The following is a 21,736-nucleotide window of genomic DNA, read 5'->3' on the forward strand; positions in this document are numbered from 1 at the left end:
ATCCAGATATCAATGTTCGGCGGCGATGGCGGGCGTGGGCGCGGCGCCCCCGCCTTCGTTTTCGCGTTCGCCGTGCGCCGTCACCGGCGCTTCATGCTTGGCCGCCGAATGCAGCGGGCGCGGGTTGATGCTGCGCAACACCACGTAGAACACCGGCGTCAGGAACAGGCCGAACAGCGTCACGCCCAGCATGCCGAAGAACACCGCCACGCCCATCGCGTGCCGCATCTCCGAACCGGCGCCGGACGAGTACACCAGCGGCACCACGCCCATGATGAAGGCGATGGACGTCATCAGGATGGGACGCAGGCGCAGGCGGCTGGCCTCGATGGCGGCCTGCAGCGGCTTGTGGCCTTGCAGTTCGAGCTCGCGGGCGAACTCCACGATCAGGATGGCGTTCTTCGCCGAAAGCCCCACCAGCACCATCAGGCCGATCTGCGTGAAGATGTTGTTGTCGCCCTGGGTCAGGTAGACGCCGGTCAAGGCCGCCAGGATGCTCATGGGCACGATCAGGATCACCGCCAGCGGCAGGGTCAGGCTCTCGTACATCGCCGCCAGCACCAGGAACACCAGCAGCACGCTGATCGGGAAGACCCAGATGCCCGCGTTGCCCGCCAGGATCTGCTGGTACGTCAGGTCGGTCCACTCGAACTTGATGCCGCGCGGCAGCGTGGCCGCGGCGACGCGCTCGGCCGCCTCCTTGGCCTGGTCGGACGAGTAGCCCGGGGCCGGGCCGCCGTTGATGTCGGCGGCGGTATAGCCGTTGTAGCGCACCACCATTTCCGGGCCGTAGGTTTCCGACACCCGCACCAGCGAGGACAGCGGCACCATCTCGCCGGCGGCGTTGCGCGTCTTCAGCAGGCCGATGTCCTCGGCGTGGGCGCGGAAGGGCGCGTCGGCCTGGGCCCGCACCTGGAACACGCGGCCGAAGCGGTTGAAGTCGTTCACGTAGAGCGAGCCCAGGTAGACCTGCATGGTGTCGAACACGTCGGTCACCTGCACGCCCAGTTGCTTGGCCTTGACGCGGTCCAGCTTGACGTCGAGCTGCGGCACGTTGATCTGGTAGTTCGAGAAGGAACGTCCCAGTTCGGGCTGCTTGGCGGCTTCCGCCATGAAGGACTGGACGGCGCGGTCCAGGGCCTCGTAGCCCAGCGCGGCGCGGTCCTCGATCTGCAGCTTGAAGCCGCCCAGCGTGCCCAGGCCCATGACGGGCGGGGGCGGGAACACGGCGATGAAGGCATCCTTCAGGCCGCCGAACTTCTGGTTCAGCGACGCCGCGATCTTGTCCGCGCTCAGGCCTTCGCGGTTGCGTTCCTCGAAGGACTTCAGCGTGACGAACACGATGCCGGCGCTGGAGCTGTTGGTGAAGCCGTTGATCGACAGGCCGGGGAAGGCCACCGCGTGGTCGACGCCCGGCTCCTTCAGGGCGATGTCGCCCATGCGCCGGATGACGTCCTCGGTGCGGTCCAGCGCGGCGCCGTTGGGCAGTTGCGCGAAGCCCACCAGGTACTGCTTGTCCTGCGCCGGCACGAAGCCGCCCGGCACCAGGTAGGAGATGCCCACCGTCGCGCCCAGCAGCAAGGCATAGACCAGCAGGCCGGCCGACTTGCGCTTGATCACGCCGCTCACGCCCACCGAGTAGCGTTCCGACGCGCGGTTGAACACCTGGTTGAAGCGCCGGAAGAAGCCGCCCAGCACCTTGTTCATGACGCGGGTCAGCGCATCCGGCTTGGCATGGTGGTCCTTCAGCAGCAGCGCGGACAGGGCCGGCGACAAGGTCAGGGAGTTGAAGGCCGAGATCACGGTGGAGATCGTGATCGTCATGGCGAACTGCTTGTAGAACTGGCCCGTCAAGCCGGTCATGAAGGCCAGCGGCACGAACACCGCCGCCAGCGTCAGCGCGATGGCGATGATGGGCCCGCTGACTTCCCGCATGGCGCGGTAGGTCGCTTCGCGCGGCGACAATCCCGCCGAGATGTTCCGCTCGACGTTTTCCACCACCACGATGGCGTCGTCCACCACGATGCCGATGGCCAGCACCATGCCGAACAGCGACAGCGCGTTGATCGAATAGCCGAACAGCAGCAGCAGGGAGAAGGTGCCGACGATGGACACCGGCACCGCCAGCAGCGGGATCAGCGAGGCGCGCCAGGTCTGCAGGAACACGATCACCACGATCACCACCAGCGCGATGGCTTCCAGCAGGGTGTGGATCACTGCTTCGATGCTGGAGCGCACGAACTGGGTGGGGTCGTAGACCACGTCGAACTTCACCGAGGGCGGGAAGTCCTTGGACAGGTCGGCCATGGCTTCGCGCACCTGCTTGGACACGTCCAGCGCGTTGGCGCCCGGCGCCTGCATGATGCCCAGCGCCACCGCCGGCTTGTTGTCCAGCAGGGAGCGCAGGCCGTACTCGGCGGCGTCCAGTTCCACGCGGGCCACGTCGCCCAGGCGGGTCACGCCGCCGTTGGGCGAGGTCTTCAGCACGATGTCGCGGAATTCCTCCTCGCTTTGCAGGCGGCCCTGCGTGTTGACGTTCAATTGCAGCGGCACGTCGGGCAGGGAAGGCGAGGAACCGATCACGCCGGCGGCCACCTGCACGTTCTGCTCGCGGATCGCGCGCACCACGTCGGTGGCGGTCATGCCGTGTTCGGCCACTTTCTGCGGGTCCAGCCAGACGCGCATCGAGTAGTCGCCCGATCCCCACAGTTGCACGTCGCCCACGCCGGTGATGCGCGACAGCCGGTCCTTGACGTTGAGCACCGCGTAGTTGCGCAGGTAGGTCATGTCATAGCGGTTGTCCGGCGAGATCAGGTGCACCACCAGCGTCAGGGTGGGCGAGCTCTTGGCCGTCGTCACGCCCAGGCGCTGCACGTCGTCGGGCAGGCGCGGCAGCGCCTGCGACACGCGGTTCTGCACCAGTTGCTGGGCCTTGTCGGGGTCCACGCCCAGGCGGAAGTAGACCGTCAGGTTCATGTTGCCGTCGCTGTTGGCCTGCGCCTGCATGTACAGCATGTTCTCGACGCCGTTGATCTGCTCTTCCAGCGGCGCGGCCACGGTTTCGGCGATCACCTTGGGGTTGGCGCCCGGATACTGCGCGTGCACCACCACCGACGGCGGCACCACTTCCGGGTATTCCGATATCGGCAACTGGAACATGGCCAGCAGGCCGCCCAGCAGGATGAGCACCGACAGCACGCCCGCGAAAATCGGGCGGTCGATGAAGAATTTGGAGATATTCATGGTTCGGCTCTTGGTTCGATTCGACGCCATCGGCGCGCGGCGTCCGCGCCCCGGTTGGCCGGGGCGCTGTACGCGCGGTCGATTCGAAGCGACGCTGGGTCGGATGCGGCGGGCGCGGCGCCGCCGGTCATCCGTTGGCGCTTGTGTCCGTGGGCTGGGCCCGTCCGCGGTTCATGTCGCGATTCATGCAGCGGTTCATGCCGCGGCTCATGCTGGATTCGGCGCGGCGGCCGCGGTGTCGGCCTTGGCCGCCGCCGCGTTGCCGTCGGGCGCCTGGCGCTGGCCCACCGTGGGCCAGCTTCCCGCCATCTGCACGACGTGCGGGTCGACCTGGTCGCCCGGCCGGATGCGCTGCAAGCCGTTGACGACGATGCGCTCGCCGGCCTTCAGCCCGCTGTCCACCACCCGCAGCCCGCCCTGGCTGGCGCCCAGCCGCACTTCGCGGTATTGCGCGTGGTTGCTGTCGTCCAGCACCATGACGAAGCGCTTGTTCTGGTCGGTGCCCAGCGCCTTTTCGTCGATCAGCAGCGCCTCGCGCGGCGCGCCGCCGCCCAGGCGGATGCGGGCGTACAGGCCCGGCACCAGGCTGCCGTCGCGATTGTCGAAGGTGGCGCGCACGCGGATCGTGCCCGAGGTCGTGTCCAGGCGGTTGTCGACGTACTGCACCGTGCCCTGGCGCGAATAGCCGTCTTCATTGGCCAGCCCCAGGTCCACCGGCACCGGGGCGCCCTTGCCGGTGCGCGCCGGATTCACGTACTTCAGGAAAGTCTGCTCGTCGACGTCGAAGGAGGCGTACATGCGGTCGACCGAGACCAGGGTGGTCAGCGGCGTCGATCCCGCGCCGGCGGCCACCAGGTTGCCTTCGGTCACCTCGGCCTTGGACACCTGGCCGGAGACCGGCGCCAGGATGTGGGTGTAGCCGAGGTTCAGGCGGGCGATTTCCAGGGCTGCCTGCGCCGCCTTCAGGTTGGCGGCGGCTTCGCGGGCGTCGTTCTGCTTCTGTTCCAGGTCGCGGCGGGCGATGGCGTTGTCGGCGATCAGGCGGTTGGCGCGGGCCAGGTCGGAGGTGGTGTAGGCCACCCGCGCCTGCGCGCCGGCCAGGTTGGCTTCCGCCCGCGACACCTCGGCCTGGTAGGGAAGGGGGTCGATGGTGAACAGTTCGTCGCCCTTGCGCACCAGGGCGCCGTCCTTGAACCGCACGGCGACCAGGGTGCCGGAGACGCGCGGGCGGATCTCCACGCGGTCCACGGCTTCCAGGCGGCCCGAATAGCTTTGCCAGTCGGTGATCCGGCGCTGCACGACCACGGCGACGTCGACGGGAGTGGCTTGGGGGGCGGCGGCGGCCGTTGCGGGGGCGCCGCCGTGTCCACGCAGCACGGCGATGCCGCCGGCCACGAGGATGACGGCCAGCGTGCCGGCCAGGGCAAGGCGATTGCGCGATTTGGTCATTACAGTTCCTTGAGCGGAATGCGTACGGGCACCGATCAGTGTTGCCGCCTGGCGCGGGTGGCGCCGGATCACGTGCGGCGGACGCGTAGCCGCGTCCGGGCCGGGCTGCGAGCCTGGCCTGCGCTGGGGTATTTATGTTTCTTGCCACGCCGGGGCGTGGACGCCCGCGGGGCCGGTCCTTGGCGAAAACCGGCGTCGCGGGTGAGCGATACGTGATCGAGACGATGGGCGGAGCGGCCCGCCGTGGCTGCGGGGGCCGCCTGATCCGTAACCGTTTGGTTGTCGGAATGGCGGCATTCTGGCTGTTTTGTTCCCCGGAATAAATATCTCTACATAAACAACACTATTCGGTGCGGGCGAACAATTATTTGTTCATAATCTCGGCACACCCCTAACACCCGAGGTACGCCATGGACCGCTTCCAGGCCATGCAGGTGTTCACCAGGGTCGTCGACGCCAACAGCTTCACCCGGGCCGCCGACCATCTGGGCCTGCCCCGCACCACCGTCACCACCATCATCCAGAATCTCGAGAAGCTGCTCAACGTGCGGCTGCTCAACCGCACCACGCGGCGCCTGAGCCTGACGCCGGACGGCGCCGCGTACTACGAGCGCTGCATCCGCATCCTGGCCGACGTGGACGAGGCCGAGGCGGCTTTCCAGGACGCCTCGCGGCGGCCGCGCGGCAAATTGCGCATCGACACGCCGGCCGCCATCGGGCGGCTGATCCTGATCCCGTCATTGTGCGAATTCCACGAAAGATATCCGGACATCGAGCTGTATATCGGCATGGGCGACCGTCCCGTGGACCTGGTGCAGGAAGCGGTGGACTGCGTGATCCGCGTCGGCGAGCTGCAGGATTCCAGCCTGGTGGCGCGCCGCATCGGCATGTTCGAGGGCATCAGTTGCGCGGCGCCCAGCTACATCGAGCGCTACGGCGCGCCGACCACGCTGGAGGAGTTGGCCGGCCACAAGGCGGTCAATTATTTTTCCAGCCGCACCGGCCGTCCCTTCGACTGGGACTTCATGGTCGACGGCGAGAAAATCGAAGTGAAGATGGAGGGCGTGGTGTCGGTCAACGATGCCGATGCCTACATGGCGTGCGGCCTGCAGGGCTTCGGCCTGATCCAGCCGCCGCGCTACATGGCCCTGCCTTATCTGCAGAGCGGCGAGCTGGTGGAGATCCTGTCCGACTGGAAGCCCAAGTCCATGCCGATCTCGGTGGTGTATCCGCACAACCGGCACCTGTCGCCGAAGGTGCGCGCCTTCACCGATTGGGCGGCGGAGATCTTCAGCCGCTGTCCGCTGTTGAGCGGCCGCGGCGACACCGCGGACAGCGTCTGCACCTGGGCGGGTGAAACACTGCACCGCGGCGGCGCGGCGAAGCTCGCCGAAAAGGCCGCGGCCAAGGTGCCCGCCGACGCCGGCGTCCTGTCCCTGGCCGCGCAGTTGGAGGAAGCGGGCGACCGCGTCGCCACCGCCCGCACCTGACGCATGAAAGGCTCGCGCCAGTCGCTGACCTCGCTGCGCATTTTCCTTTCCGCGGCCCGCCACCTGAATTTCAGCCGGGCCGCGGAAGCGCTCAGCCTCACCCAGAGCGCGGTGAGCAAGCACATCCAGGCGCTGGAGGCGCGACTGGGCGTGAGCCTGTTCAAGCGCCTGCCGACGGGCCTGCGCCTGACCTACGCGGGCGCGCTCTACCTGGAACGGGTCGGCGCCGCCATGCGCCTGCTCGACGAGGCCGATGCCCTGGTGGCGGGGCCGGGCGCGCGCGTGGCCTTGAACATCGCGGTGTCGCCGTCTTTCGCCCAGTTCTGCCTGATCCCGGGCCTGCGCGAATTCTTCGACGCGCATCCCGACATCCGCATCAACGTGCGGCCGCGCCTGGTACACGGGCGCGAAAAGGCCGAACGCTTCGACGCCGAGATCCAGTTGCATACCGGCCATATGTCGGGCATGTCGGCCCAATACCTGTGCGGCCGCGAAATGGCGCTGGTCGGCGCCGCGTCCCTGTTCGCGGGCAGGCCGGTGCGCGACGTCGACGACCTGGCGGACGTGCCGCTGCTCAAGCGCGCCCAGCGCGGCTACGGCTGGGACGAATGGAAAAGCCAGGTCGCGCCCCTGTGGCCGGGGCCGGCCGCCACCGCGCCCGAATACGAGGGGTTTTCCGTGCTGATGCCGGCGGTGCTCAACGGCCTGGGCGTGGCCATCGCGCCCCTGTGCATGGTCCTGGACCCCTTGCGGGAAGGCGTGTTGCAGCGTCCCCTGGGCGAGACGGTGGAAGGCCGCTACGGCTATTACCTGATGCGTCCGCGCCCGGACGTCGGCGGTCCTTACCTGGACGCCTTTTGCGAATGGATCCTGGCGCGCGCCGCCAGTTTGAACCGGGCGGTCGAAGCGCTGCGCGGGTGAGGGCGCGGTGGCCGGGCCCGCTGAAACGGCGCGGCTTGGCATCCCCGCGGCCGCGTATCGGTGACGGCAGGGGCGACAGCAGACAGCCATTCCAAAATGGAATACCGCATGCCTATATGTCGCTTCCGGCCCGACGGACGGCGTAGGCAGAATGGGATTGTTTCCATTGGTTTCCGAGTCCCGCCATGAGCCTTCCCCAGCCCCTCAAGTCCATCAAGGCCCTATGGGCCGCCGCCTCCCTGGCGTTGGCCTGCGCCGCGCCGGCGGCCATGGCGGCTTATCCCGAACAACCCATCCGCATCATCGTGCCGTACACCGCCGGTGGCAGTTCGGACGTGATCGCCCGCGCCATCAGCGACGAACTGACCGCCGAACTCGGCCAGTCGGTGATCGTGGAGAACCGCGCCGGCGCGGGCTCCATGATCGGCACCGCCTACGTCGCCGCCGAGAAGCCGGACGGCTACACGCTGCTGCTGGCGGACGTGCCTTTCACCATCGTCCCGGCGCTCTACGGCGAGCGCGTCAAGTACGACGCCGCCAAGGATTTCGCGCCGATTTCGCTGCTGGGCCTGTCGCCCATGTACCTCTTCGTCACGCCCACCTTCAAGGCGAAGTCGGTGGCCGACCTGGTCGAGATGGCCAAGGCCAAGCCGGGGTCGATTTCCATCGGTTCCGGCGGCAATGGCTCGCTGACCCACCTGATGGCCGAACTGCTGATGCTGAATACCGGCATCAAGCTGGTCCACATCCCGTACAAGGGCGCGTCGGCGGCGGCCAACGACCTGGCCGGCGGCCAGATCGAAACCAGCTTCACCACCATGCCCACGGCCAGCGCCCTGTACCAGGGCGGCAAGATCCGCCCCCTGGCGGTGTCCAGCCCGCAGCGCCAGGCCGATACGCCCGACGTGCCCACTTTCGAGGAGGCCGGCGTGCCCAATATGACGGTGCAAAGCTGGTGGGGCCTGGTGGCGCCCGCCAAGACGCCCGCGCCCGTGTTGGCGCGCCTGAATACGGCCATGGAGAAGGTCATGCAGTCGCCCAAGGTCAAGAGCCGCTTGAACGGGGTGGGCGTGAACGTCCCCGCCGACACCAGCGCCAAGGCCTTGCAGGTCCTGCTGACGGCCGATTTCGCCCGTTGGCAGGACGTCGTCAAGCGCGCGGGCGTGAAGTTCGAATGATACGAATGACGAAAAACGCCCCCACGCCGCTTGCTGCCCCCCGAGGGGCTTTTTTGCCTTCGGCGGCCTGGCGGCAAAAAAATGCCGAGCGCAAGCCTCGATGCGCATCCAGGGCGTCGCGGAGCCGGCTTTGCCGGTCCGCCAACGCCGCCCCCTTGAGGGGGCCCGCGAAGCGGGTAGGGGGTGGGCCTCCCCTCGCGGCCCGGCGGCAAAAAAGGAGACCCTGATGGAAGACTGGTTGTTGACGGCCGGCGCCGATGCGGCGCTGATGGATGATTTCAACGCGATTTGCGCCTTCGGCGGCCGCCTTTCCGGCTCCGGCCAGGACACGGCGGCGATCGCCTGGGCCCTGGCGCGCATGCGCAAGACCGGCGGCACCGTGCGCAAGGCGCAAGTGCCTTACGACGGCTGGCGCGCCGGCAGCGCCGAATTGCAGTTGCTGGGGCCCGAGCCGCGCGCGCTGGCCTGCCGCGCGCTGCTGCGCTCGGCCCCGACCCCGGCCGGCGGCCTCGTGGGCGAAGTCCTGGATCTCGGCCAGGGGCGCGTGGAGGATTTCGAGCGCGCCGGCGACGCGGTGCGCGGCAAGATCGTGCTGGTCCGCCACGAGTATCCCTTCTCGCCGACGCATTTGCACCGGCGCCGCAAGTACGACCAGGCGGTGGCGCGCGGCGCGGCCGGCTTCCTGATCGCCAATCCCCTGCCCGGGCGCGGCGTGCTGTCCGGTTCGTCGGGCCGCCCGCGCGGCGCCGCCGGCATTCCCGCCGCCTACATCGACTTCGAAGGCAGCCAGGCGTTGGCCGCGGCTGCCGCCGCGGGTCGCTGCGAGGTGCGGCTGCTGCTCACGGGCGAGGAACAGGAGAACGCGCTGGCCGATCTCGCCATTCTCGACATCCCGGGCGGCAGCGATGCCCGCGTCGTCATCAGCGCCCACATGGACGGCCACGACCTGGGGACCAGCGCCCTGGACAACGCCACCGGCGTCGCCGTCGCCCTCGCCGCCGCGCGCGCGCTGGCCCCGCGCGTTTCCGCGCGGACGCATGGCCTGCGGGTGTGCCTGTTCACGGCGGAGGAATGGGCGCTGGCCGGCTCGGCCCGCTACCTGGACGACATGGATCCGGCCGAACGCGCCACGCTGAAGTTGAACATCAACCTGGATACCGTGGCGGGCGACAGCGCGCTCACCGCCATGATCAGCGAGTATCCGGCCCTGGCGCCTTTCGTCGCGGCGGCCGCCGCGGACGCGGACACTTCCGTGGGCACATACCTGCCGTTCATGTCCAATTCGGATCACGCCAATTTCGCGCGCCACGGGATTCCGGCGCTGCGCCTGACCGCGGGCTTCGACCGGCCCGAATCGAACGTGAACAACATCCTGGCGGCCGGCGACGTGGCCGGCGTCGTCGACGAGGCGGACCTGCGCAATGCGTTGCGCGTCACCTGCGCCATGGCGTGGCGCGGCCTGACGCTGCCGCGCGCGGAGCTGGACGCGTTGGCGGTTGGCGGGAAATGGGGCAGGGCGGCGTAGGACGCGGCGCAGGAGAGGGTATGGACCGGTATGGACCGGAAGGTCCGCAAGCGCGGGTTGCGGAGAACGCGGGGCTGGCGGGGCGGGAAATGCCCGGTTAAGGGAAGTGCGCGGTTAAGAGGTTAAGCGGTTAATGAAAACAAGGAACATCAGTTCACTTTTCAGAATTTTCCGACAGCGAAGGTAATCACCAAGGTCGTTCTGGCGAAAGTGATCCACGCTAGAATTTTCGACCTCTTACCCCCCTCGGCTTCTTCCCTCCCCCCAGGCTCCGCACTTCTCCATTGCGTGCCCCCGGCGACCCGCCGCCGAGGCGCGTCGTGGGCCTGCGCGCGCCGCAACGGCCACCGGCCAGGAGTCTTCTCCATGATCCACATTTCGTATTCCGGCGGATGTTATCCCGGCCTGGGTTGCGGCTACGACGACGATGACGAGGATGTGAATGCGCCGCGCCAGAAACGTTCGCTTCCGGATCCCCAGGAGGGATGCTTCGGGCCATTGCTGCCGAGCGACGCCGAGCGACAAAGAGCCCCGGAGTTTGCGTGGCTGGCTTCTGCATGGCAGCTTTTGCCTTGGCGTGGGATGGCATGACAAGGCATGGCGCGACGCAAAAAAATGCCCCCACGCCGCGCGGCCTGCGCCGCTTGCTGCCCCCCGAGGGAGCGTTTTTGCCTTGGGGCGGACCGGCGGCAAAAAAGAAGCAACGCCCATCGAAGACACCGCGGAGCCGGGTCCCCCGGTCCGCCGGTGTCGCCCCCTTTTGAGGGGGCCGCGCGCAGCGCGGTAGGGGGTGGGCCCATCCTTCCGGTCCGCCAACGCCGCCCCCTTGAGGGGGCCCGCGCAGCGGGTACGGGGTGGGCTCCCCTTGCTGCCGCGGAGCCGATCAAAGATCCAGCTTGTTGATCTTCGTGCCTTCGACCGTCAGGTTGGCCATCAGGCCGGCGTTGGTCAGCACGAACGCCACCACTGCCTGGCGGGCGGTCGTGGTGTCGATGGCGCCGTTCGCGCCCACCTTGGCCAGCGCCACCGAGGCGTCGGCGCCCGCCGTCCAGCCGTTGCTGTTGCGGAATTTATCCAGCTCGTTCTGCGTCATGAACATGATGACGACGGCCTTGGACTGGGCGCCGGCCTGCAAGCCGAAGGAGCCGGTCGTCGTGCTGTAGTAGCCCGCGGGGGCGCCGCCCACCTTCAGCACGCCCTGGCCGTATTCGGCGCCGAACATGAAGCCGGCGGCCAGCACGTTCGGGAAGACCAGGATGCCCCTGGCGCGGTTGCCCATTTCACGCGAGCCCGGCACGGAGCTATAGAGACGGTTCAGAGTGGTGTCCGCGCCGCTGTTCAATTCCTGGCGCTTGTTGGCGTTGCTACCGCTGGCATTGTTGCCGGTGGTGGTGCAAGCGGCCAGGGCGGCCGACATGATCAGGGCAGCGGGTATGGTCACGAAATTGCGGCGGTTCATCATTGTTATCTCCGGCTAAGTTGGTAAGGCGGCGGATGTCGCCCGCGCCAAGCATTATTCGCTTGAATCACGGATAGGAAAGCGACACTCGCCTACGAGATGCAACTGCCGTGCCTGACCTCATCCGTAAGGCGGTTTTCCCTCTGGCGGCGGCCCGAAAAGCCCGGTAATTCATCGTTTTTCCACAGGCACCGCGCGCGCTTTCCAGATCCGGTCGCAGTACTCCCGGATGGCGCGATCGGAGGAAAATTTTCCCGATCGCGCCGTATTCAGGATGGACATGCGGGTCCAGGCCTGCGTATCCCGGTAAGCCTGGTCCACCCGGTTGTGGCAGGCGGCGTAGGAATCGTAGTCCGCCAGCAGCATGTAGGGATCGTGGTGCAGCAGGTCGTCGATCAGCGGCGCGAACAGTTCGCTGTCGCCGCGCGAGAAGAAGCCGGAACGAATCAGGTCGATCACGGCTTGCAATTCGCTGTCGCGCCGCAGGAAGTCCATGGGGCGATAGCCTTCGCGCCGCAAGGCATAGACTTCCTCGGCGGTCAGGCCGAACAGGAAGAACACGTCTTCGCCGACCTCGTCGCGGATTTCGATATTGGCGCCGTCCATGGTGCCTATGGTCAGGGCGCCGTTCATGGCGAACTTCATATTGCCGGTGCCCGAGGCTTCCTTGCCGGCCAGCGATATCTGCTCCGACAATTCGGCGGCCGGGTAGACGCATTGGCCGACCGTCACGCTGAAGTTGGGAATGAAAACCACTTTTAGCCGATCGCGCACGTCCGGGTCGTTGTTGATGACGTCGCCGATGGCGGTGATCAGCTTGATCATCAGCTTGGCCCGCATGTAGCCGGGCGCGGCCTTGCCGCCGAAGATGAAGGTGCGCGGCGCGATGTCCAGGTTGCGTTGGGACTTCAGGCGGTGGTAGAGGGCGGCGATGTGCAGCGCCGACAGATGCTGGCGCTTGTATTCATGGATGCGCTTGACCTGGACGTCGTACATCGAATCCGGGTCGACCCGGATGCCGGTCTTGCGCAGGATCAGCGAGGCCAGGTCTATCTTGTTGGCGCGCTTGACCGCGCGCCATTCCGCCGCGAAGGCGGCATCGTCCGCGTAGGGTTCGATGTCGCGTATGCGTGACCAGTCCTTGATCCAGTCGTCGCCGATGCAGCGGGTGACCAGCTTGCCCATGCGCGGATTGCTGAGAGCCACCCAGCGGCGCGGCGTGACGCCGTTGGTCATGCTGGTGAATTTCTCGGGCCACATGGCGTAGAAATCCTTCAGCAGGTCGCGCTTGAGCAGTTCGGAGTGCAGGTCGGCCACGCCGTTGATGGCGTGGCTGCCGACGCAGGCCAGATGCGCCATGCGCACGTAGCGCTCGCCGGATTCGTCGATCAGGGACAGGCGGGCGATGCGGGTCTCGTCGCCGAAGAAGTGGATGCGCGCTTCATTGAGGAAACGGGCATTGATCTCGTAGATGATTTCCAGGTGGCGCGGCAGCACGCGGCGGAACAATTCCAGCGGCCAGCGCTCCAGCGCCTCCGGCAGCAGCGTGTGGTTGGTGTACGAGAAGGTCTGCCGGGTAATGTCCCAGGCGCGTTCCCAGGGCACCAGGTGCTCGTCGATCAACAGGCGCATCAGCTCGGCCACGCCGATCGAGGGATGGGTGTCGTTGAGCTGGATGGCGAAGGATTTGTGGAAGGAGGTGACCGGCTGCCCGCGGTGCTGCTGCAGGCGCAGCATGTCCTGCAGGGAGCAGGACACGAAGAAGTATTGCTGCTCCAGCCGCAGTTCCTTGCCCTGCACGCTCTCGTCGTTGGGGTAAAGCACCTTGGTCAGGTTTTCCGACGTGACCTTCTTGCTGACCGCGCCCAGGTAGTCGCCGCGATTGAAGGTATGGAAGTCGAAAGCCTCGGTCGCCTCGGCCCGCCACAGCCGCAGGGTGTTGGTGGTGTCCACCCGATAGCCGGGAATGGGCGAGTCGAACGGCACGCCGGCCACGGTTTTTTCCGGCACCCAGCGCACGCGGAAACGGCCGCTGTCGTCGGTGTATTGCTCGGTGTGGCCGCCCAGTTTCACCTGCACCGCCCATTCGGCGTGCTGGATTTCCCAGGGATTGCCATAGCGCAGCCAGGCGTCGGTGTTCTCTACCTGCCAGCCATCCATGATGGTCTGGTAGAAAATGCCGTATTCGTAGCGGATGCCGTAGCCGATGGCGGGGACTTCCAGCGTCGCCAGCGAATCGATGAAGCAGGCCGCCAGCCGGCCCAGGCCGCCGTTGCCCAGGCCCGGTTCTTCCTCCTGGCGCAGCAATTCGTCCAGGTCCAGGCCCAATTCGCTCATGGCCAGGCGGATTTCATGGGAGATCCCCAGACTGAGCAGGTTGTTGCCCAGGTAGGGACCCATCAGGAACTCGGCCGACAGATAGGCCACGGTGCGGGCGTTGCGCTTCTGGTGCGTGGCGGACGTATCGAACCAGGACCGCACCAGGCGGTCGCGCACGGTGTGGGCCAGGGACTGGTACAGGTCGTTCTTGGAGGCGATTTCCAGCGATTTTCCCTGCGTATACAGCAGATGATCGAGGAAGGCCCGTTTCAACGACTCCCGGGAGAGGGAAGACCGGTCGTGTTCGGGATGGGCCACGGCGGGGGCGGCGGACACGGCTGCGCTTGCGGGATCTTTCAAGACAAGTCCTCGGGCTAGGGTCTGTCGACACTGGAGCGGTCGGATAAAAAATCCTAATCCAAAAGAGTGGCCGTTTGAAGGCAGGGGGTCAAGGAAAGCGCAACAAAGATGCGCGCCCCGATGTCCGCGCCACGGGCGCGATGCACGCGCCGCACCACTCGGGGGAGGCCGCCGGCGGCGCGGAATAGGGGGGGACGTGGGATCCTTCGTGGGATCCATTGCCGCGATCCTGTTACCCAGCAGAACCGGCGCGCCGTCTGTCATGGTGCAGGATGGCCGTTTTCCATATGTATGCATCTGTAATGCAATTGCGTTGTTTTTTCCGAGACCGACATCATGGCCATCGATCCCGTCTCTCCCGTCCGGGCGCCGCTCGCTCCGATTCCGATGCATCCCGGCCCGGCGCATGACGCCGGCAGGCGCGGCGAAAGCTTCGAGGCCTCGCCCGGCGACCGCCGCGCCACCCTGACGCGCAGCGTCAAGCTGTGGCGCTCGTACAGCAAGGGCGGCGTCAAGAAAAGATATGTCCCGACGCCGCGCAAGAAAACCGCCCGGGAGGAGGTGGACGCTTTTCTCCATAGCGCCAACGGCGCGCAGCTCGTCGCCGGCTCGAAAATCGACGACGCGCGGTCCAGGGAGCGCAAGGAGCGCCTCGAACGCGTGGCGGGCGCCGCCGGCCCGCACGGCTATCCGCGGCTGCTCGACATGCGGGAGAACACGGCCAGGAAGGCCGACGAACACCGCCTTCGCCTGGCGCGCAAGGGCGTTGCCGCGATCCGCCGGGAAGCCGGTGGGTCGGCCGCCGCCCGTGAAGGTGGCGCGGCGGCGGCCGTCGGCCATCGGGCCAGGCTGGCCGAGGCTCGCGAGGACATCAGGAACCTGCCTGTCGACGCCGTGAAGAAGGCCGTGAACGCGCCGCTGGACCGCTTGCCGGACATCACCGGCATCCAGGGCCTGCGCGCGGAGGACATTCGCGGTCTCTGCGCCAGCGTGCTGGAAGCGTCGGCCGGGATATCGCTTGGCGTGGCGCACGCCCTGGCCACGCCGCATCCCGACGAGAAAAAGACGCTGGCGGCCTTCGGCAAGCTCGTCGACTACGCCGCGTGGCAGAACGAGCGCGGCGTGCCGCCGCGGGCAGCGATCGCCGTGGGCATGGAGCGGGCGGATACGCGCACGGTGATTGCCGCGTCGATTGCGGCGATCGCGGCGTGGTCCGGGCACGGCGGCCGCGGCGCCTTGCCGCCGGTCTTTTGATCGATGCGCGGGTCGATGTATCGCGCGATGACGTATTGAGCGATGACGACGTTTCGCACCCTGGTCTGCGGCATCCCGGGCTCCGAAGCGAAGCGCACCGCCTATCGCGTGGTCCATGACGCGTTCTGCGCCGAGGTGTTTCGCGAGCTCGGCCAGCGCCTGGAGGATTGGCCGCCGGCCAGCGCGCGCCGGCTCGCGGCGGCGACGCCGCCGGAACAGGCCGCTTGCCTGCGCGCCTGGCTGGATGACATTCCCGAGGCCTGGCGCCGCGCGCGCGGCCAGCTATGCCGGCTTGCGGGGCATGATGCGCAGGCTTGCCGGCACGCCGGCCGCCTGGCCTGGGTGTTGATCGCCACCCTTTTCGACGGCTTGAGTCCGCCGGTCTTGCAGACCGCGCTGCGGGAGGTGCCCGAGGCGCGCCTGGTCATGCTCTATACGGACGGCGCGTCCCATCTGCCGTTGTTCCGGCATGTCGCGCGCCACGAACTGCAACGCCGCCTGGGGAACGCCAGGTCCGCCTCGCAGGCGGCGGCCAGGGAGATCCAGGAACAAGCGGAAGCGGGCCGGATGCCCGACGTCGGGATGCTGAGGGACTTGTCGCTGGGGTTGCGCCGCCGCCTTGTCCTGGCGCGGGCCCTGAGCCAGGCGCCGGGCGGCCCGTCCGCGCCGGCCGCCGGGTCCATCGCGTCGGCGATATCCGCGTCGCGGGATGGCGCCGGCTTGACGTCGGAGCTTCAGGTATTGCTCGATGTGCTGCTCGCGCTCATGGGCGGCGGCCATCCCGCTCCCGCGCGACGGGACGATGACGAATCCGCGTCCAGTGCATTCATCGCGTCCATCGCGCCCGTTTCCTCCCTCGTCACCCTGGCCGACGCCAGGACGGCCGCGCATGCCTGCGCCTGCATGCGGGCCGCGCTGGCCGTCCACTGCTTCGTCGATTTCGCGCGCAACTGGAACGCGCCCGTCTTCTTCGATGGGGACGGCCAGCCACTGCGCCTGGATCGCCTGCTGGCCGTGCGCGCGGCGCGGGTCGACGACGGCGGCGGCAAGCCGGGAGTACAGATCCAGTTGGCCGCGTGCATCGGCGTGCGCGGCAAGCACCCGCCGGTCACGCTGCTCGTCGTCGCGCAGGTGGACGAAGCCGGCACGGTGGCCGGACTGGCGGATTACGCGCAGTTGCGCAACGCCAGGCCGGTCGGCGATTCAGGAACATTCGCCGCCGTCGTGTAAGGGCCGCCGCGATCATCGAGAAGATGGCCGCGCTTCAAGATGCCCGCGCGTTGCCACGTCACGGCCTTCCCACGTCAGCACGTCACGGCCCTACCACGTCAGGCCCACGCCCGTGCTGTAGATCGATTCGTTCATGGTCTGCCGCGTGCCGCTGACCTGGTCGCGGGCGTACTTGAGATAGAGCGACAGGAAGTTGTTGATGTTGTAGCGCAGGCCGGCCTCGCCATTGATGCTGACTTGCGCGTTGCCGCCGAAAGGCCGCAAGAGTTCGCCCTTGGTGTAGATCTGGAACTTCTTGCCGCTCAGGTAGCGCGAATAATCCCACCGCAGCGCGCCCGCATAGGAGGCTTCGCCCGTGCCGTCGTCGTAGTGGTAGTGGACCCGGCCGGCCAGCGCCGACATCGAGAACGCGCCCAGTTCGTCGTCCCAGAATTGATAGCCGGGGCCCGTGCCGTAGGCGATCTGGCGGCGCACTTCCTCCACGGTGTCGGCGCGGTAGAGAACCCGCGCCTGCCAGAAGGCCTTTTCCGTGAGGAAACGGTCCAGCGTGTAGTCGCCGCCGTAGTTGTTGACGCTGACGCCGTCGTCGTCCTTGTCGCGGTTGTAGCCCAGGTTCAGTTGATTGCGCCACAGGCCGCGGCGGGCCTCGGCGCCCAGGGCCAGGGCATAGACCTGGCTGGAGGTGGTGGAGCGCGTCTGCACCAGGGAGGCGTCCAGCTTGCCCTTGAACGAGGTGTCGCCGAGGAAGGCGTGATTGCGGTTGATGCTGGCCAGCGTGTTCAGTGGCACGTCGGCCTGGATGTCGCGGGTGTCGTCGACGCCCACGACCGCGCCGGACAGGACCACCTTGCCGGCCTCGGCGCGCACCAGCTTGGCCTGGTATTCGCGCGCTTCGTCCTTGTCGCGGATGGTCAATTGGTCGGCGCTTTGCAGCGTGGTCACATGCTTGAAATCGATCCGCATGTCGCCGCCGTAGTCGGTGGACAGCATCAGGAAGCCGCCGTCCAGGGATTTGATGGTTCCGGTCAGGCGGTCGCCATTGTCCATCCAGACCGTATCGGCCAGCGCCGCGCTGGCCGGAAGCATGGCCACGATGAGGGCCAGCAGGTGTTTGCGGTGACGTTTTGCTCGGGGCGCCATGGCGTGAGGCGGCATGTAGGATTCCTTGTTGAGGGTTGTATCGGGTAACACTTGCGGCGAATATTGCACGCCGTTCATGCAAGGGGGAGGCACGGAAGAATGCGCCGGCATGGTGCGCCGGCATGGTGCACATATGCCGCATATGCCGGCCGCGCGCGTTCCGCGGACCGCGGCAAGACCGGGCCGGGACGACGGCGCGCGATGCCGGGCGACCCGGCGCATGCCGCTGCTACACTCGCAGGCACGCCACGGCGGGCGAGCGAGACTGCGCGCCGGCTTGCGGACTGCCTGTGGGGCTCCCCTGTGCTAAAGATATTGCATACCTCCGATTGGCAAATCGGTAAGCTTTTTGGTCAATTCGATTCTGATGATGCGGCGCTGCTGGCGGACGCGCGCTTTCTGGCGGTCGAAGGATTGGCGCGCCTCGCGCGCGAAGAAGCGGTGGACATGGTCCTCGTCGCCGGCGACGTCTTCGACGCGCAGACCGTGGCGGACAAGACCCTGCACCGCCTGTTCAAGGCCATGGAAGGCTATGCCGGCCCGTGGGTCATGATCCCCGGCAATCACGACGCGGCGCTGGCGGAGTCCGTGTGGACGCGGGCGCAACGGCTGGGGGCGGTGCCGGAGAATGTCACGATTTGCCTGCGGCCCGAACCGCTGGTCCTGGCGCGGCCCGCCGTCGCCATCCTGCCGGCGCCGATGACCCAGCGCAATACCTATGCCGACTTGACCGAATGGTTCGCCGGCGCCGGGACGCCGGCCGGCCTGCCGCGTATCGGCATGGCGCACGGCAGCGTGCAAGGCATCCTGGCCGAAGAAATAGATTCCACCAATCCCATCGCCGCCGGCCGCGCCGCGCAGGCGCGCCTGGATTACCTGGCGCTGGGCGATTGGCACGGCGCGCGCCAGGTCGACGAGCGGACCTGGTACAGCGGCACGCCGGAAACCGACCGCTTTCGCGCCAATGCGTCCGGCTGCGCGCTGTTGGTCAGCCTGGACGCCGGCGGCCCGCCGCGCGTGGAGGTCCGGCCCACCGGCCGCTACCGCTGGCAAAGCCTGGCCGCCACGCTGCGCGTGCCGGGCGACGTCGATGCCGTCATCGCGACGCTGGCCGGGCTGGCGGCGCAGGACGTGGCGCAACTGGACATCGACGGCCAGATCGACCTGGACGGCCATCGCCGCCTGCTGGCGGCCATCGAGCAGGCGCGCGGGACGGCGCGGGGCGTGCTGGCGGACCTCGGCGGCCTGCGGCTGGCGCCGACCCAGGACGATATCGATGCCTTGCGCGCCGACGGCTACGTGGGCGAAGTCATCGCCGAACTGCGCGCCGCGCAGGAAGATCCCGCGGCCGGAGAGGACAATGCGCGCATCGCGCGGGATGCGCTGGCGCTGCTCGCCGGCATGCTGGACACCCGCGCCGGGACCGGCGTGGCGGCGGATGGGCGAGGTGCAGCGGCATGAAGCTGTCCCGCATCCGCATCGCGCAGTTCCGCCAATTCCGCGACGCCATCGAGATCGACGGCATCGCGCCGGGCCTGAATCTGTTCACCGGCCCCAACGAGGCCGGCAAGAGCACGATCGTGGCGGCGATACGCGCCGCCTTCTTCGAGCGCTACCGTTCCAGCAGCGCCGACGATTTCCGGCCGTGGGGCGACAGTTCCGCGGCGCCGTCGGTCACGCTCGATTTCGAGCACGACGGCGAGCAGTACCGACTCTTGAAAAGTTTTCTCGGCAAAAAGCGCTGCGAATTGCAGATCGGCGCGCGGCGGCTCGACGGCGCCGAAGCGGAAGACCATCTCGCCGCCCTCCTGGGTTTCCAGCATGCCAGCAAGGGCGCCAGCAAGGCCGAGCATTGGGGCATCCCGGGCCTGCTGTGGATGACGCAGGGCACGGCGCAGAACGTGCGCGAGCCCTTGGCGCATGCGACGGGCCATCTGCGCTCCGTGCTGAACAGCGCGGTCGGCGAGGTGGCCAGCAGCCACGGCGACGAGGTCATCGCGCGCGTCGAAAGCGCGCGCAACGAATTGCTGACCGCTCGCACCGGCAAGCCGACGGGGACCTACCTGGCCGCCGTGGAAAAGCGCGATGCGCTGGCGGCGGCCGCGGCCCAGGCCGCCGCGGAAATCGAGGAATACCGCCACAAGGTCGATACCTTGTCCCGCCTGCGCGCGGCGCACGAGGCCGACGAGGCACAACCGCCCTGGCTGGACGCGCGCGAGCAGGAACGCGCGGCCGCGCGGCGCCTGGAGGACATCCAGGAGATAGAGCGCGACTTGGGCGAACAGCGGATCCGCGTGACGCAGATCGAGGAGCGCATGGCCTTGCTGCGCGCCCAGCTCGATGCCTATGCGGGGGAAGCGCGCACGGCCGAGACCCGGCGCGCGGTGCTGGCGGAAGCGCGCCAGGCGAACGAGAACGCTGCCGCGCTGGTGGCGCCGTGGCGGGAGCGTCTGGACGACGCGACGCGCCAGCACGAGGCCGCCCGCCTCGGCGCGCAGCGCGCGCGCTTGCGCGAGCGGCGCGCGACGATGGACCGCGAGCGCGCGGCCTTGCAGGCGGGCGTGCAGGCCGCCACGCGGACCCTGGCGGCCGCGCAGGCTGAACAGGCGCGCCGGCAGGAGCATGAGCGCCGCGCCGCCGCCTTGCGCATCACCGACCAGGACCTGGCCGCCTTGCGCGAGCAGGCGCGGCTGCGGCGCGAGCTGCAATTGAGATTGTCGGCGGTCGCCACGCGCCTGGAATTCGCATTGGAAGCCGGCCAGGCCATCGAGATCGACGGCGACCGGGTGCAGGGCAGCGGAGAACGCCAGTTGGCGAAGGCCACCGCGCTGACGCTGCCGGGCGTCGGACGCCTGACGATTACGCCGGGCGGGGCGGACCTGGCCGCCTTGCGGCGCCAGGCCGACGAGGCGGGCGAGCGTCTCGCCTCCTTGCTGCAAGGCCTGGACCTGGCCTCGGTGGAGGCCGCCGAAACGCGCGCGAGGGAATACGGCGCGGCCTTGGACGAGGCCAAGGTCGCGGCCGGCACGCTGAAGGGGCTGGCGCCGCAGGGCATCGACGTCCTGCGCGCGCAACTGGACAACGACGAGGCGCGCCTGCGGGAGGTGGAGCAGGCGCTTGCGCAGTTGGCGGGGGAGAACGAGGCGGATGGGGCGGACGGGGCAAACGAAGCGCCGCTTTCCGCCCAGGAAGCCGAAGCCCGGCTGCTCACCCTGGAGCGGTCGCTCAAGCAGATCGGCGCCGAGTTGCACAAGGCCCAGCTCGCCGAGAGCGACAGCCAGGCCCGCGTCGAGGCCGCGCAGCGCGAGTACGATGCGGCCCAGGCCCTGCTGGCCGCTCCGGGCCGCGCGGAAAAGGAAGCGGCGGCGCGGCAGTCGCTGGACGAGGCGCGGGCCGAAGCGGCATCCGCCCGCGCGCGGGTCGAAAGCCTGCTGGCCCAGGTGGAACAGGCGCGGCCCGACATCCTCAAGCAGGATCTCGAACGCTATCGCCGCAGCGCCGAGCAACTGGAGCAGGCGTTTCACCAGCGGCGCGACGCCTTGATGCGCCTGGACGTGGAATTGCAGGCCGCCGGCGCGCGCGGGCTGGAAGAGCGGCAGGCCGAGATCGCGCGCGACCTGGCGCAGGCGCGCCGGCGCGCCCAGGAATTGACGCATCGCGCCGAAGCCCTGGACCACTTGCTGACGCTGTTGCGCGACAAGCGGGCGCTATTGACGACGCAATTGCAGGCGCCGCTCAGGCAGCATCTGCAGCGCTATGTGCAGTTGCTGTTTCCGCAAGGCAGCGTGGACCTGGATGCCGACCTGATGCCGGGCACGCTGGCGCGCGCCGGCGTGTCGGGCCTGGAATCCGCCGCTTTCGACGAGCTCAGCTTCGGCGCGCGCGAGCAGTTGGGCGTCATCAGCCGCCTGGCCTATGCCGACCTGCTGCTGGAAGCGGGGCGGCCGACGCTGGTCATCCTGGACGACGCCTTGGTGCACAGCGACGAGCAGCGCCTGGCGCAGATGAAGCGCATCCTGTTCGACGCGGCCACGCGGCATCAGGTGCTGTTGTTCACCTGCCATCCGGCGAGTTGGCGCGACATGGGCGTCGCGCCGCGCGCGCTGGAAACCTTGCGGATGCGCGGGTGAGGCGCCGCGCCCGAGGGTAGGTCGGGTGGGTCTGGCTG

At 68.2% G+C, this 21,736-nt stretch carries 13 protein-coding genes and 1 pseudogene; 9 read left to right on the plus strand and 5 right to left on the minus strand.

Going from position 1 to position 21,736, the window contains the following annotated elements:
* Nucleotides 1-9: 9 nt before the first annotated feature.
* Both CAL29_RS01170 and CAL29_RS01175 read right to left on the minus strand, forming a co-directional pair.
* Nucleotides 10-3,243, minus strand: coding sequence for an efflux RND transporter permease subunit (locus CAL29_RS01170; RefSeq protein ID WP_094851182.1), 3,234 nt, complete (start codon nucleotides 3,241-3,243; stop codon nucleotides 10-12).
* Nucleotides 3,244-3,450: 207 nt separating this feature from the next.
* Nucleotides 3,451-4,692, minus strand: coding sequence for an efflux RND transporter periplasmic adaptor subunit (locus tag CAL29_RS01175; RefSeq protein WP_094851183.1), 1,242 nt, complete (start codon nucleotides 4,690-4,692; stop codon nucleotides 3,451-3,453).
* Between the two features lie 410 nt (nucleotides 4,693-5,102).
* On the opposite strand from CAL29_RS01175, the pseudogene CAL29_RS01180 reads away from it, so the two are divergent.
* From CAL29_RS01180 to CAL29_RS31155, 5 genes and pseudogenes are all read left to right on the plus strand, one after another.
* Nucleotides 5,103-6,038, plus strand: a pseudogene (locus tag CAL29_RS01180) (LysR family transcriptional regulator); the annotation flags it as partial.
* A gap of 147 nt (nucleotides 6,039-6,185) precedes the next feature.
* Complete coding sequence (locus CAL29_RS01185) at nucleotides 6,186-7,103, plus strand: LysR substrate-binding domain-containing protein (RefSeq protein WP_094851185.1); 918 nt, start codon at nucleotides 6,186-6,188, stop codon at nucleotides 7,101-7,103.
* A 185-nt stretch (nucleotides 7,104-7,288) separates the two neighbouring features.
* Nucleotides 7,289-8,281 carry a Bug family tripartite tricarboxylate transporter substrate binding protein gene (locus CAL29_RS01190; RefSeq protein WP_094851186.1) on the plus strand — a complete coding sequence of 331 codons (993 nt, stop codon included), beginning with the start codon at nucleotides 7,289-7,291 and terminating at the stop codon, nucleotides 8,279-8,281.
* Between the two features lie 226 nt (nucleotides 8,282-8,507).
* Nucleotides 8,508-9,806: a M28 family peptidase gene (locus tag CAL29_RS01195; RefSeq protein WP_179283862.1), complete on the plus strand. Its 1,299-nt coding sequence runs from the start codon at nucleotides 8,508-8,510 to the stop codon at nucleotides 9,804-9,806.
* Nucleotides 9,807-10,172: 366 nt separating this feature from the next.
* On the plus strand, nucleotides 10,173-10,397 hold the full coding sequence (locus CAL29_RS31155; protein WP_143277579.1) for a hypothetical protein: 225 nt from the start codon (nucleotides 10,173-10,175) through the stop codon (nucleotides 10,395-10,397).
* Between the two features lie 292 nt (nucleotides 10,398-10,689).
* Here the strand turns inward: CAL29_RS31155 and CAL29_RS01205 are convergent, their stop codons facing one another.
* Complete coding sequence (locus CAL29_RS01205; RefSeq protein WP_094852636.1) at nucleotides 10,690-11,265, minus strand: BPSL1445 family SYLF domain-containing lipoprotein; 576 nt, start codon at nucleotides 11,263-11,265, stop codon at nucleotides 10,690-10,692.
* Nucleotides 11,266-11,436: 171 nt separating this feature from the next.
* Entirely contained in the window at nucleotides 11,437-13,944 is a 2,508-nt protein-coding gene (locus CAL29_RS01210) for a glycogen/starch/alpha-glucan phosphorylase (protein WP_373559682.1), read from the minus strand.
* A gap of 336 nt (nucleotides 13,945-14,280) precedes the next feature.
* Here CAL29_RS01210 and CAL29_RS01215 point away from each other — a divergent pair, with 336 nt between their 5' ends.
* Both CAL29_RS01215 and CAL29_RS01220 read left to right on the plus strand, forming a co-directional pair.
* Nucleotides 14,281-15,198, plus strand: coding sequence for a hypothetical protein (locus CAL29_RS01215; RefSeq protein WP_094851190.1), 918 nt, complete (start codon nucleotides 14,281-14,283; stop codon nucleotides 15,196-15,198).
* Nucleotides 15,199-15,240: 42 nt separating this feature from the next.
* A complete protein-coding gene (locus CAL29_RS01220) occupies nucleotides 15,241-16,428 on the plus strand; it encodes a hypothetical protein (protein WP_094851191.1) in 1,188 nt (395 codons plus the stop codon).
* A gap of 90 nt (nucleotides 16,429-16,518) precedes the next feature.
* Here CAL29_RS01220 and CAL29_RS01225 read toward each other — a convergent pair whose 3' ends face one another.
* Nucleotides 16,519-17,583, minus strand: a complete 1,065-nt coding sequence (locus CAL29_RS01225; protein ID WP_179283863.1) for a DUF481 domain-containing protein — start codon at nucleotides 17,581-17,583, stop codon at nucleotides 16,519-16,521.
* 288 nt (nucleotides 17,584-17,871) lie between these two features.
* Here CAL29_RS01225 and CAL29_RS01230 point away from each other — a divergent pair, with 288 nt between their 5' ends.
* A complete protein-coding gene (locus tag CAL29_RS01230) occupies nucleotides 17,872-19,029 on the plus strand; it encodes a metallophosphoesterase family protein (RefSeq protein WP_094851193.1) in 1,158 nt (385 codons plus the stop codon).
* On the plus strand, nucleotides 19,026-21,698 hold the full coding sequence (locus CAL29_RS01235) for an AAA family ATPase (RefSeq protein WP_094851194.1): 2,673 nt from the start codon (nucleotides 19,026-19,028) through the stop codon (nucleotides 21,696-21,698). The genes CAL29_RS01230 and CAL29_RS01235 overlap by 4 nt, the downstream gene beginning before the upstream one ends.
* The last annotated feature ends 38 nt before the right edge of the window (nucleotides 21,699-21,736 follow it).

Source organism: Bordetella genomosp. 10, from assembly GCF_002261225.1.
GTDB lineage: Bacteria > Pseudomonadota > Gammaproteobacteria > Burkholderiales > Burkholderiaceae_B > Bordetella_C.

What these genes read in the sequence shown, in the direction of transcription:
- CAL29_RS01235 (WP_094851194.1), top strand. Translation starts at nt 19,026, where the DNA reads ATGAAGCTGTCCCGCATCCGCATCGCGCAGTTCCGCCAATTCCGCGAC.
- CAL29_RS01205 (WP_094852636.1), bottom strand. Translation starts at nt 11,265, where the DNA reads ATGAACCGCCGCAATTTCGTGACCATACCCGCTGCCCTGATCATGTCG.
- CAL29_RS01215 (WP_094851190.1), top strand. Translation starts at nt 14,281, where the DNA reads ATGGCCATCGATCCCGTCTCTCCCGTCCGGGCGCCGCTCGCTCCGATT.
- CAL29_RS01225 (WP_179283863.1), bottom strand. Translation starts at nt 17,583, where the DNA reads ATGCCGCCTCACGCCATGGCGCCCCGAGCAAAACGTCACCGCAAACAC.
- CAL29_RS31155 (WP_143277579.1), top strand. Translation starts at nt 10,173, where the DNA reads ATGATCCACATTTCGTATTCCGGCGGATGTTATCCCGGCCTGGGTTGC.
- CAL29_RS01185 (WP_094851185.1), top strand. Translation starts at nt 6,186, where the DNA reads ATGAAAGGCTCGCGCCAGTCGCTGACCTCGCTGCGCATTTTCCTTTCC.
- CAL29_RS01195 (WP_179283862.1), top strand. Translation starts at nt 8,508, where the DNA reads ATGGAAGACTGGTTGTTGACGGCCGGCGCCGATGCGGCGCTGATGGAT.
- CAL29_RS01190 (WP_094851186.1), top strand. Translation starts at nt 7,289, where the DNA reads ATGAGCCTTCCCCAGCCCCTCAAGTCCATCAAGGCCCTATGGGCCGCC.
- CAL29_RS01170 (WP_094851182.1), bottom strand. Translation starts at nt 3,243, where the DNA reads ATGAATATCTCCAAATTCTTCATCGACCGCCCGATTTTCGCGGGCGTG.
- CAL29_RS01220 (WP_094851191.1), top strand. Translation starts at nt 15,241, where the DNA reads ATGACGACGTTTCGCACCCTGGTCTGCGGCATCCCGGGCTCCGAAGCG.
- CAL29_RS01175 (WP_094851183.1), bottom strand. Translation starts at nt 4,692, where the DNA reads ATGACCAAATCGCGCAATCGCCTTGCCCTGGCCGGCACGCTGGCCGTC.